The sequence below is a fragment of the Imperialibacter sp. genome, assembly GCF_040222385.1.
Taxonomy (GTDB): domain Bacteria; phylum Bacteroidota; class Bacteroidia; order Cytophagales; family Cyclobacteriaceae; genus Imperialibacter.
Genome location: NZ_JAVKDF010000034.1, coordinates 31,807 through 44,498, shown reverse-complemented (window position 1 = coordinate 44,498; position 12,692 = coordinate 31,807). Strand labels below are relative to the sequence as shown.

Sequence of the window (12,692 nt, the reverse complement as noted above, 5' to 3'; positions counted from 1 at the left end):
TCTAATGGAGTAGCGCACAATGGTTCTACAGTAGGTATCGACGAATCAGGTGTCAACACATCTGTCATCTCTAACCTACAGGAAGGTAACTACTGGGTGTTCGTTACTGATAACATTACTGGAAATCTTGGCTGTACTGTGACAGGTGGATTTACGCTTACAGCTAACCTTACTCCTGTAACACTGGACGTGGCCAATGTGGTCGCTAACCCTGCTACTGATTGTACATCGCCTGCCAATGGATCAATCATCATTGATCTGGCCGACATCTCAGGAAGTGGCGCTGCCATTACTGACTACACAATTGCTATCAATGGTGTTAATACAAATTCAGCAGATAACGCTGCTTTGGCGCTGTCTACTGATCCTGAAACAATCAGCAACCTAGAGCCTGATACCTACGACATCACTATCACTGACGAAACAACTGGTTGTGTGTCGGCTACCTATCAGGTAACTGTGGGTTTCGATGGTACCGAGCCTACAATGAGTGCTGTCGTAACACCAGATACATATTGTGCCGGTGGTGATGGTACGATTACGCTATCGATCACTAACGGTGATGGAGATGAAGCAAGGTACGACTTTCAATGGTTCAGCGGTGTGGGTACTGCTGCACCTAGTGTTGCTCTCCCTGCCCTAAGCGGTGTTAACATGTTCTCTGCTTCTAACCTCGGCGCAGGCTTCTATACCATCGTCGTTACAGCACAAGCCACAGCTACAGCAGGTGTTGGCTGCTCCGATCAAATCGTGGTTCAAATACAAGACACCCCCGCTAACCTATCCATTCCTGCCACAGGTGTTAACATTACCAATGTGAACGACTGTAGCCCGGCGAATGGAAGACTGGAAGTGGATGAAATAAAAGTGGCGGGTGTCACTTTAACTACCACCACCGATTTAGCCAACTACCAGATTGAGCTTTGGAACAGTGGCAATACCGCTTTGATCAGGCTGTTCGACAACCAGGGTGTTGCTGGCGTTAGCTTCCCTAACACAACGGCCAACCTCACTGCTGGTACCTACTTTGTCAGAGCAAGAAACCTTACTACCGGTTGTCTATCACCAGGAAGACAGGTAAACATCATTAACCAGACCGTGAAGCCGGTGGTGACCATCACCCAAAACCAGGCAAACACATACTGTGACCCTGCCAACTTCGACGGTCAACTGACCGCCTTTGTAGGTGGCGTGGATGGAACGACACTTGGCGCCGATTACACCTTCCAGTGGCATAAAGGCACGGTGGCTTCAAGCACACCAGTTCCTAACGGCGATGGTGGCAACACTGCCCAAATCACGGGAGCTGAAGATGGCAATTATTGGGTAGAAGTAACCGACAGCAACCCAGCCAATCTGGGTTGTACAGCACGAGCCACTTTCAACCTCCAGTACGTACCAGTAGTAATCACCCTGCAAGCGAGCAGCACTGACGATACGTCTTGTGATGTTGACAATGGCTCTGTTTTCTTCGACGGCACCACCGACTTTGTAACAATCACCAGTTCGGGCAACCCTGGAGACAATGCGACTGTCAATGGACTTGCTGCAATTGACGCAGACTATACGATCCGCTTATACAATGCTAGCTTTGCTTTGCATGGTGCAGGTGTGTTCACAACCGCTGCCCTTGCTGCGGAGCCGCTGCCTGTTGGTCGTTATTACCTTGTGGCAACCCACAACACCTTCGGTTGCTCTTCTGAGTTCTACCCTATTGATATTGAAGATGCAACTGAAATCCCTGAGCTTGAAACATCTTCAGTCACTGCAGATGTCAATTGCGTGGGCGACAATGGAACCATCACATTTGGCATGAGAACAGGAGCCAGCAATACTGGGCAGACGTACGGCTTGACCTGGACATACCAGACAACTTTATCTGCCGCAGCTGGTGCCTTTGTTCCCGGCTCGATCAGTGGAGATGGTAACTCGGGAACTGAGTTTGTGGTATCCGACCTGGCTGCAGGCTTCTATACTGTAATAGTAGAAAATACTGCTTCTGGTTGCGAAACCACCGAGCGGTTCCAGGTTACTCAGAACCTTGTGACCCCTGCCTTTACCGTAGCGGCTTTGACACATTCTACTCTGTGTACAACTCCGGCAGGTAACGGATCATTCGAACTGAGAAGCAATAAGATCACCAACGGCGTTCAGGATCTGCAGGCATATACGTGGAGATTGTACCAAAGCAACAAAACAACACAGATAGGTGCCAATCTGGACGTAAGTGGGTCAACCACTGTTTACAATCATACGAGAACGCTTGGCCAGGGTGAATACTACATTCAAGCAACCAGAAATTCGACAGGTTGTCCTTCGGCATTCATTAAGCTGACTATCGAAGACCACCACGTGAATCCTTCACTGACAGCCGTAGTCACTGAAGACCAGGGCTGTGTAGACGGAACATTGGGTGTTGGAGCAATTACAATCACTCTGGCTGCACAGGATACGGACGGCGATGCTACAACAGATGGCACGACCATTACTTGGGCCAATACTGCCGGAGCACTGCCTGCCTTCAATGGCCTGACAACCATCACCGGTCTCTCAGCTGACACTTATACGGTCACGATAGTTAACAATGTCTCGACCTGTCAAGTGTCCCAGCAAATAGTTGTAGGCACCCAGTCGCTTCCAGTCGTAGTAACCGCAAGAACAACTACTGACCAAACCAACTGTACACCTAACGGTGCTGCTTCGGTAGACGTAGTTACTCTGGGTGGCGCTGCAAGTGCTTTGGCAGACTACAACTTCACTTGGAAGGATGTAGACAATGCCACTACCCTTGTCAACAATGTGGCTGGGCAGAACAGCATCAGCAACCTGAGCGCTGGAGCTTATACTGTAACCCTGACACACATAGCTACAGGTTGTGCTCAGACGCTTGACTTCGTAGTGGAAGAAGAAATCACTTACCCTGTGGCCGACATCACCCTGGTACAAGTGGATCAAAGCTGTGATGCTTCCTCTGCCAATGGCGAGTTGAGTGTAATAGTAGATGATCCAAGTGCTGTTGGATACGATATCAACAACTATGTAGTCACCTGGTACGAAGGCAGTGGTGTAACAGGCACTAACCTGGGCAACACGCAGTCCATTAGTGGTTTGGCTGCCGGGCCTTACACCGTTGAGGTATTGAATAACCTCACAGGTTGTACAAGCACCGCTGAAATCACGCTGGAGAATGTTCCGGTTATTCCGCAACTGTTGCTTGATGACATTGAGGTGTTGCCAATGACAGTATGTGACCCTGCTGATGGCTCTATAGAGATCAACGGCATCACAACAGGCGTATTGGCTGATTATACCTTCGAGCTGTGGAATGTAAACCCGGCTACGGCGGGTGCATCACCAATCGCTTCAGCTGCCGATACTATCTTCACAGATTTGGAAGCAGGCATCTACTACATAAGAGCTGTAGACAACACCTTCGGATGTAGCTCTATTGAAGTGGAAGTAGAAGTGGAAGACGTTTCAACACCACCAATAATTAGCCTGGTAAATGTTGAAGTGCAAACCAACTGTAACCCTGCCATTCCTAACGGCTTACTCGAAGTAACAGCTAATGGGTCAAATGACACAAATGCCTATACTTTCGCCTGGTACAGGGGCACCACAGCCACCGGCACGCCGCTTCTGACAAACAACCCTGTCCTCAGTGGTATTGCTGCCGGTATGTACACCGTGCTGGTCACAGACCTTGCCACAGGTTGCAGCTCTGTTGAAACTTATCCAATGACGGACGAGTCAATCAACCCACTGGAAGTAACAACTACGGCAACTGTGAACGACAGATGTATAGCACCATTCGATGGAGTGGTAGCCGCTAACCTGATCAGCCTGCCGTTTGGTAAGGAGATTCAGGACTATAGATTCCTATGGAGAGCTGGTTTGGTGGCTCCTGGTTTCAACGCCGGAGAGTTCGACTTTGAAGGACAGTCGTGGGAGAATTTGAACAGCGGAACCTACACGTTGATGGTCTATAATATCGACGATCCGCTGTGTCAGTCACAACCCATTCAGGTGGTGGTGCCCGATGCAACTACCATTCCTGACGTGATCGTTACTGAGACACAAGCACTGACGATATGCTTCGAAGACCAGCCTAACGGCGAATTGAGTGCCATCCTTGCCGACAGCACTGTAACAGGTCACACTTTCGAGTGGTACACCGGAACGTTAGTTGATCCAGCTGCTAAAATCTTCGACGGGCCTGTGGTTGGCAATCTGGCAGCCGGCCCTTATACGCTGAGAGTGACCAACACCATCACTGGCTGTCAGTCGACTCAAACAGTTGAAGTGACGGATCAAACCGTAACACCTTCTAACCCTACCCTTACGCTTGTGAGCAACATGACAAGTTGTGCCGAACCAAACGGCGAAGCAAGGGCGACAGTGGACGGCAATATTGGCAACTATCAGTTCGACTGGTACGAAGCAACGGATACTACCACAATCATTTACACCGGCTTCGATCCTAAGGGGCTGGGAAGAGAAGGTGAAACCGTAGAGTACATTGTGATCGCTACTGATCTTCTGACAGGTTGTGTATCTGAAGAGTCAAGAATATCAATCAGCGATGCTCGTACAGAGCCTCAGTTTGTGGTGGATGTGCAAGACTCACAGTGTCTGGTGCCAACAGGAGTTGCGCTGCTGGTGTTCCCTGAGCCTGTAGAGCTTGACAGCGTTGTGTGGACTCACCTTGCTACTGGCAACACTACTTTTGAAGGTGGATTGTTTGAAGCTACTTTTGGTGACTATTCGGTGACCATTTGGGATGGCAACGGATGTACAGCGACACAGGAATTCACTATTGGGGCGGATATCGTTATCTACAATGGTGTGTCTGCCAATGGCGATGGACTGAACGATTTCTTCATCATGGATTGTATCGATCAGTTCCCTAACAACAATGTGAAAATATTCAACAGAGCCGGAGCTATTGTATGGGAAAACGATGGTTACGACAACACCGATGTATACTTTGACGGTGTAAGTAACAAGGGAATAGTAGCGGGAAGCAGGCTGTTACCTGCGGGTACCTATTTCTATCTCGTAGACAAAGGTGATGGAACTGATCCACTTTCTGGCTATCTTGAGCTCGTAAGATAATTTGAAGTATGAAGATTGTAACTAGATTATCGTTCTGCGTCGTGTTGTTGTTGGGTAGCTGGGGTGTATTCGCCCAGCAACGCCCGGTTATTTCGCAGTACATGTACAACGGAATGGTACTTAACCCTGCCTACGCCGGCAGCACCAACGAGTTCAGTGCTGCGGTTATCCACCGGGATCAATGGGTTAATATTGATGGTGCACCATCATTCCAGACATTCACTGGCCACACACCTTTGTTTAGTAACCAGATCGGCGTCGGTCTAACGGCAACAAGAGATCAGGTGGGTATTCATACTGATTATGGATTTTATGCCAGCTATGCCTACAAAATCAAGCTAGCGACAGGCTATTTGGCAATGGGGCTGCAAGGCGGGTTCAATGACAGAAGATCAAACTACGACCTGCTTACTATCAGGGATGAAAATGACAACATTCTTTCAGGAGTTGATCGAAAGTTCAGCCCGAATTTTGGAACAGGTGCTTACTATTACAATAAACGAGTGTACCTGGGCGCATCGATCCCCCACATTGTTAAAAACAGGGTTGTCGATGTAAGTTTAGGGAAGGAGACAGAAGCCAGAACACCCCGTTACGTATATTTAACCGGCGGAATAGTTTTCCCTCTGACCGACAACATCAATCTTCTCCCGGCTGTGCTGATCCGATATCAAGATAACCTGCCATTGGGTATCGACCTTAACTGCAATGTGATATTTGAAGACATTGTTTACGCAGGTCTCTCCTACCGTAGCGGTGATTCAATGACGTTGATCACCCAACTTGTATTGAACGAGAACATCCGGCTTGGCTATGCCTACGACATGGTTACATCGAACCAAAGGCAATACACCAACGGAACGCATGAGATCATGATCAACTATAGAGTATTAATAAAGGCTCTTTCTAAAGATCCTTTATGCCCGGTTTATTATTAATCAACCTAACTTCCTCGAAAAGCCAAACAGCATTGTTTGGCTTTTTTTTTGCCCGGGTTCACTGCCTTAAAAGTGATAGAGGTATTATTGAAGACCAACTTAATCTCCGAAAGAAATCCCTAAGCCTCTTGCTGTTTTCACTAGGTAGGAATCAGTATTAACATAGTTGTAGGTACTAATGGCCTCCAGCAAGGGAACGTCCACGATGTCGTTGTGTTTATAGGCCACCATCCTGCCAAACTTCTGTTCCAGCACCATTTCAAATGCCTTTACGCCAAATTGCAAGGCAAGCACCCTGTCAAAAGCTATAGGGCCCCCTCCTCTTTGGATATGACCCAATACGGTCTCACGAATGTCGGCCTCACAGCCCGCATCTTTCAATTCTTGAGAAAGCCGGTAAGCACATCCTCCCAACCGGACATTTTTATACCCCACCTCGCTGCTTTTAGTGGCAACCACATCACCCCCAATCGGCTTAGCTCCCTCAGCCATCACAATATGAGCAAAGCCCTTCCCATTATGGTAACGCTGATCAATTCGTTGCTTTATTTTCTCTACATCATAGGGAATCTCCGGAATAAGACAAACCTCTGCCCCACCAGAAATGGCTGTATGAAGGGCAATCCAGCCAGCTGCCCTGCCCATCACCTCCATGATCATTACCCGGTGGTGGCTTTCGGCAGTGGTCACCAGCTTGTCGAGGCTATCGGAAGCAATTTGCACCGCTGTTTGAAAACCAAAAGTAAAATCGGTGCCCGAAAGATCATTATCAATTGTTTTCGGCACACCAACAATATCCAGACCCCGCTCATAAAGCTTCTGTGAAATGCGCTGTGAACCATCGCCGCCGATACTAATCACTGCGGTTATGCCTAGATCATCGAGGCGGTTGAGTAAGTCATCGGAGCGGTCGATGCTGGACCAGCTTCCATCTTCATGCTTCACGGGCCAGGTAAATGGCCCTCCTTTATTGGTTGTTTTTATGATGGTGCCGCCCTTTACGTGGATGCCAGCGATGGCCTTGTTGTCCAACCTGACAATCTCCTGGGGGTCGCTCAGCACGCCATTATAGGCTTCTATACTTCCGTACACCTCCCATTCAGGGTTCTGCTGCGACCTCTTTACAATCCCCCGCAACACGGCATTGAGACCGGGGCAGTCGCCTCCGCCTGTAAGTACCAGTAGTTTCTTCTTGCTCATATTTCCAGATTTCAAATGAATCTAAGCAATCCACAGGAAATACAAAGCGGTTCTTTATTGAGCAGGTCATTGGGAGGCCGAGTGGTCAGGCTTGTGAAAATCAATTCCACTTAAAAAAGTCACCTAAATAACTCAATAAAAAGACAGGCGGTGTTAGTACTCCCACACTTTCAATCCCATCCATCCGGCATCATAAAGAAATAACGTGACAATGACGCAGGAGAAGGCCAGCAAGATATAATACACGGAGAAAGCCTTCCTCTCACCCAACTTAAAGTTCATAATGCCGAAGCGGGTGCTTAAAAAAGCACTGAACAATATGATCCAGCCTCCCAGGTAAATAAGCCAGCCATTAAAGTTCGGTTCGCCTGCTTCACTTAGTTTATTGATCGTTCCGAGGAGCCCGGTAGAAACCATAACCAGCCCAACCACCACCAACGACGGCACCATTCTCCGAAAGAACTCCTGCCAGGGCAGCGACTTCCTGATTGCGAAAATCAACCACACCAGCGTCGCAAAGCACGAGCTAACCAGCAACACCAACGACACCACCAGGAGTACCCGCTTGGTGACAACACTTGAGTATTTCACCCTCTCAAGATAATTGCCAACAACTGCCGTAGCCAGCACAGGCTCACCTGTGTCGGTTGGTACAAATACATGACTGGGAACATAGTCTTTGAGCCCGGCAAAAAGATAGCCCTCCCCATTTGAATTAGTAACTGGCACCACAGGAAAGCGATCCTTCATAAACTGCTTCAGGTACAGGGTGTCGTTATCGATGGTCACCTCACAGGTGCTGAATACCCTATCGATAAAGGCAAAAATCTGGTTACGGGAGGCTTTGAAGAGGTAGTAGCCTTCGTATTGTTTCATTGTTTCAACGTCCAGTGCCTGAGCAACTGGCCTTGCAACAGATATGTCCTGCACCAGAAACTGCTTGACAAGGTTGACCAAATCTCCCATGCCCTTGCCTGCATTGTTGGAGATGGCAAAGCCTATTCCATACTGACTGTTGTAACCGTAAGACGATGAAAAACCATCAATCCCGCCATCGTGCCCATGAAACGAAACAGGAAGCTGCGTATCAAAAGTATAGTTTCCCAGGCCATAGCCAACTGGTAAGCCGGCCTGATTGGCAATGGTGTAGACTGGTCTCTCCATCAGGTCAAGTACCTTTGAGGCAAAAACTTGCACAGAATCTACCCTTCCCCTTCTGATCCAAAAAGAAAGAAACCGTGCCATATCGTTGGCATTACTATTGAAGGCTCCTGCAGGGCGATGATAGATGGGAAGAAAGGGCACTTCCTTTCCGGTTCCGTCATATCCTTTAGAATAAGCTTGTCCCTCAGGAACAGACTTAAAATTAGAGGTCTTCATCCCGATTGGACTGAGCACGGTTTCCGCAATAAATTGATCATATGGCTGCTCAGCATACTTTTCAATAAGATAACCAGCCACCGTCCAGCCAGGGTTGCTATACGCATAGCGGGTTCCCGGCTGCCACCGCACTTTAAGCGTTTTTTTGTGCTGCGTCAGCACTCTCCCGAGAGGGTAAACAAGAGTGTCTGAGGTGTTGTAAACCTCATTCAGGTGCATGTCGTCGAACCCTGCTGTGTGTGAAAGCAGGTGTTTTACCCGCACAGGGTGCTCCGGCTCGAAGCTGTTCTCAAAGTCGATTTCCGGCGCCAAAGCCTTCACTTCGTCTTCCAGTGTAAACTTGCCTTCTTCCACTAACCTGAGCACGCCCAACGCCACAAAGCTTTTGGTGATAGACCCCAACCTGAACAGGGTCGATCCATCTACCTGCGAGTTAATTCCTTTGTCTTTCACTCCCAGTCCTCCGGAAAAGATGGTGCTGTCATCTTTAACAATGGTCAGCATGATGCCGGGTATGTCGTTCCTTTCCATCAGCACTTCAAGCGAGTCTGTCAGCTGCCGGGGCGTTAGCGGCGTGGCGGAAGGCTGAGCTGTGGCAACAAAAAAGCTAAAAATAAGAGCGACCGAGAGTTCAAACGCATGCTTCATTCCTTTTTTCTTTTTAGACGACTAGTCAAATGAGTTTCGAAATAGCAATTTAAGTCTGAAAAATGACTTCTCTGTCTGGCTAAACAATATCTAAGTATTTACTTTTGTTGATGGCACTTCGGTGAAAGGCGTTGACTTTACCCGGTGGGGGTGCCAATTGATTTACTATTCGCCAGCTCACATAGCTTTTCAACCAGTATTCAATGAGATTGTCCTTATTTATCCCTATTTGCCTCTTGACTTTTGGTCTAAGGGCACAAACCACTGAAAATCCCGTTGGGCTGGTCAATACGCTCATGGGAACAGACTCAAAAATGGAGCTGTCCAATGGCAACGCCTACCCGGCAATTGCCGTGCCCTGGGGCATGAACTTCTGGATTCCTCAAACAGGAAAAATGGGCGACGGTTGGGCCTATACCTACGATGCTGACAAAATCAGGGGATTCAAACAAACCCATCAACCATCACCCTGGATGAATGACCATGGTCAGTTCAGTCTTATGCCAGGCACAGGAGCAGTTCAGTTCGATCAGGACAAAAGAGCGAGCTGGTTCTCCCACAAGGCTGAGATAGCCCAGCCGAATTACTATAGCGTTTATCTGGCTGATGCCAACATTACCACTGAAATAACCCCCACTGAAAGAGCAGCTATTTTCAGGCTCACCTACCCGGAGGCAGACAGCACCTGGCTTGTTATCGACGGCTTCGACAAAGGTTCGGAAGTAGTCATAGACGAAGAAAACGGCAGAATAACCGGCTACACAGTAAGAAACAGTGGTGGCGTGCCAGACAATTTCCGCAACTATTTTATCATTGAGCTGGATAAAAAAGTGAATTGGAGCGTTTCCGACACGCTCAAGAAAGGGCATGCTGTGGGAGCCGTTGGCTTCTCAACAAAAAAGGGTGAAGTAGTTCACGCCAAGGTGGCCTCCTCCTTTATCAGCCCTGAACAGGCCGTCATCAACCTCAAAAGGGAAGTGGGCGACAAAACCTTTGAGCAAGTAAAAACCGAAGCAGAAAAAGTGTGGAACGAAAAGCTTGGCGTGGTGGCTGTCGGCGGCGGTTCAATCGATCAGATGCGCACATTCTATTCATGCCTCTACCGCACACTCCTGTTTCCTCAAAAAATGTACGAGTTGAACGAGCAGGAAAAAATCGTGCACTATAGCCCTTACAACGGACAAGTGCTTCCAGGCTACATGTTTTCCGGCACCGGCTTTTGGGACACCTTCAGGGCGCTTTATCCATTGCTCAATCTACTGTATCCGTCTGTCAATAAGGAGATGCAGGAGGGACTTATCAACGACTACAAAGAGGGAGGTTTCCTGCCGGAATGGGCAAGTCCGGGATACCGAAACGTAATGGTAGGCAACAACTCAGCTTCTGTCGTGGCCGATGCTTATATAAAGGGCCTCAGAGGATATGACATTAACACGTTGTACGAAGCGTTGAAAAAGGATGCCAATACCGAAGGGCCCATGGACGCTGTAGCCAGAAGGGGTGCTCCCTACTACAATAAGCTAGGCTACGTGCCCTACAACGTAGGCATTAACGAAAATGCTGCACGGACGCTGGAATATGCTTACGATGACTTCACAATCTACCAGCTAGCAAAAGCGCTGAACAGGCCTCAAAAAGAGATCGACCTCTACAAAAAGCGCTCTCAAAACTATCGGAACCTTTTTGACAGTGAGACAAAACTCATGCGGGGCAAAAACGAAGACGGCAGCTTTCAATCACCTTTTAATCCACTCAAATGGGGAGATGCATTTACCGAGGGCAATAGCTGGCACTATACCTGGTCCGTTTTTCATGACATTGAGGGGCTAAAGCAACTTATGGGCGGCAACAAAATGTTTATTAGCATGTTGGACTCCGTCTTTACCATGCCACCGCTCTTTGACGATAGCTACTATGGCTTCACCATCCACGAAATCAGGGAGATGCAAATCATGAACATGGGACAATATGCGCACGGAAACCAACCCATCCAGCACATGACCTATCTGTACAATTATACTTCCGAACCCTGGAAGGCACAGTATTGGATCCGGGAAGTAATGAACAAACTGTACACCCCTGCTCCGGACGGTTACTGTGGCGACGAAGACAACGGGCAAACCTCCGCCTGGTATGTATTCTCAGCTATGGGTTTTTATCCGGTATGCCCTGGCACAGATCAGTATGTATTGGGAACTCCGTTTTTCAAGGAGGTAATGATTTCTTTGGAAAACGGTAAAAACATTGAAATTCTTGCACCCGAAAACAATCAGGCGAATTTTTATGTTAATAAGGTGGTCTACAACGAAAGTGTATATGATAAAAATTGGCTCGCTCATGCCGAGTTGGTGAAAGGGGCTAAAATCTCATTTGATATGACGTCAAAACCGAATACAAAAAGGGGTTCTTCCGCCGTTAGCTGGCCATTTTCAATGACTTTAGACAAAAAATAGAGTTGTTTTGCGCCCTATTTTTAAAAGTAGTGCGAGCCGCAGTTTGATAATAGGATTTAAGTAATAAAAAAAATAATTATAAGGGGTTACCTTTGTAGGTGATGTGATATCAACACTAGTAAACATTATAAACTTACACGAGTAATTTTAGTTATCCACTTTTGTTTTTTCTGTTGTACTAGTTTGTAACTGCGCCGCCTGTAAGATTACGATTAACGATTGACAGACATAGTGATCGAGCGACGTTGTATTTTTTTTAGAATTTGAGATTAACTGATTTAGCCGACCAGCATGATTAAGAAGCTATTAACTGTAGGAGTTCTCTTTATCGTATTTTTTAATGGGGAATCGAAATCCCAGGAGAAAGCGTCTGACGCAGATTCCGCCCAGTATTGGTGGGGCAAAGGGTACGTTAGTGCCGTTAAAGGTGACTATGAAGCAGCCATTGTTGACTACGACAAATCCATCAAACTATATGGGCTGAAGGGAGAAGTGTATTACGACAGAGGTAACGCACGTGCGGAGTTAAAAAACTATGCAGGTGCCATCGAAGATTACACCAACGCCCTGAAGTACCTGATTGACGACCCTGACAAGTTAAAGACTTACTATGTGAGAGGAATGGCAAAGATTGAGACGCTAGACCTCAACGGGGCCATAGAAGACCTCACCGAAGTAGTAAAACTCTCTCCGAACCACGAGGAGGCATTTTACTACCGTGCAACCGCCAAAGACAAACTGAAAGACTACAGAGGTGCCATAGAGGATTTCACAAAAGTCATTGAAATCAACCCTCAGTCGAGCAGGGCTTATAAACTTAGAGGCATCGAGAAGATTAGACTCCGTGACAAGCAGGGCGGCTGTAGCGATTTATCGATGGCCAGTGAGCTTGGCGACACCAAAGTGGCCAGCGTGATGGAAAAGCTCTGTGGTTCATCAAATTGACCTAACACCCGGG

Annotated in this window: 6 protein-coding genes; 4 read left to right on the top strand and 2 right to left on the bottom strand. The window is 47.7% G+C overall.

Annotated features, from left to right (window positions below):
• A partial coding sequence (locus tag RIG68_RS15910) for a T9SS type B sorting domain-containing protein (protein ID WP_350124246.1) occupies positions 1-5,115 on the top strand: 5,115 nt, incomplete at its 5' end.
• Positions 5,116-5,123: 8 nt separating this feature from the next.
• On the top strand, positions 5,124-6,053 hold the full coding sequence (locus RIG68_RS15905; protein WP_350124243.1) for a PorP/SprF family type IX secretion system membrane protein: 930 nt from the start codon (positions 5,124-5,126) through the stop codon (positions 6,051-6,053).
• A gap of 99 nt (positions 6,054-6,152) precedes the next feature.
• Here the strand turns inward: RIG68_RS15905 and RIG68_RS15900 are convergent, their stop codons facing one another.
• Together RIG68_RS15900 and RIG68_RS15895 are read right to left on the bottom strand one after the other, a co-directional pair.
• Positions 6,153-7,253 (bottom strand): 6-phosphofructokinase, encoded by a 1,101-nt coding sequence (locus RIG68_RS15900; RefSeq protein ID WP_350124240.1) that lies wholly within the window; start codon positions 7,251-7,253, stop codon positions 6,153-6,155.
• 153 nt (positions 7,254-7,406) lie between these two features.
• Positions 7,407-9,281: a serine hydrolase domain-containing protein gene (locus RIG68_RS15895; protein WP_350124236.1), complete on the bottom strand. Its 1,875-nt coding sequence runs from the start codon at positions 9,279-9,281 to the stop codon at positions 7,407-7,409.
• Positions 9,282-9,484: 203 nt separating this feature from the next.
• Between RIG68_RS15895 and RIG68_RS15890 the strand changes: the two genes are divergently transcribed.
• Both RIG68_RS15890 and RIG68_RS15885 read left to right on the top strand, forming a co-directional pair.
• Entirely contained in the window at positions 9,485-11,734 is a 2,250-nt protein-coding gene (locus tag RIG68_RS15890) for a GH92 family glycosyl hydrolase (protein ID WP_350124233.1), read from the top strand.
• Between the two features lie 291 nt (positions 11,735-12,025).
• On the top strand, positions 12,026-12,679 hold the full coding sequence (locus tag RIG68_RS15885; RefSeq protein WP_350124230.1) for a tetratricopeptide repeat protein: 654 nt from the start codon (positions 12,026-12,028) through the stop codon (positions 12,677-12,679).
• Positions 12,680-12,692: the final 13 nt, after the last annotated feature.

Bases quoted from the DNA above. Each gene is read 5' to 3' on its own strand.
- RIG68_RS15905 (WP_350124243.1), top strand. From the start codon at position 5,124: ATGAAGATTGTAACTAGATTATCGTTCTGCGTCGTGTTGTTGTTGGGT.
- RIG68_RS15900 (WP_350124240.1), bottom strand. From the start codon at position 7,253: ATGAGCAAGAAGAAACTACTGGTACTTACAGGCGGAGGCGACTGCCCC.
- RIG68_RS15895 (WP_350124236.1), bottom strand. From the start codon at position 9,281: ATGAAGCATGCGTTTGAACTCTCGGTCGCTCTTATTTTTAGCTTTTTT.
- RIG68_RS15890 (WP_350124233.1), top strand. From the start codon at position 9,485: ATGAGATTGTCCTTATTTATCCCTATTTGCCTCTTGACTTTTGGTCTA.
- RIG68_RS15885 (WP_350124230.1), top strand. From the start codon at position 12,026: ATGATTAAGAAGCTATTAACTGTAGGAGTTCTCTTTATCGTATTTTTT.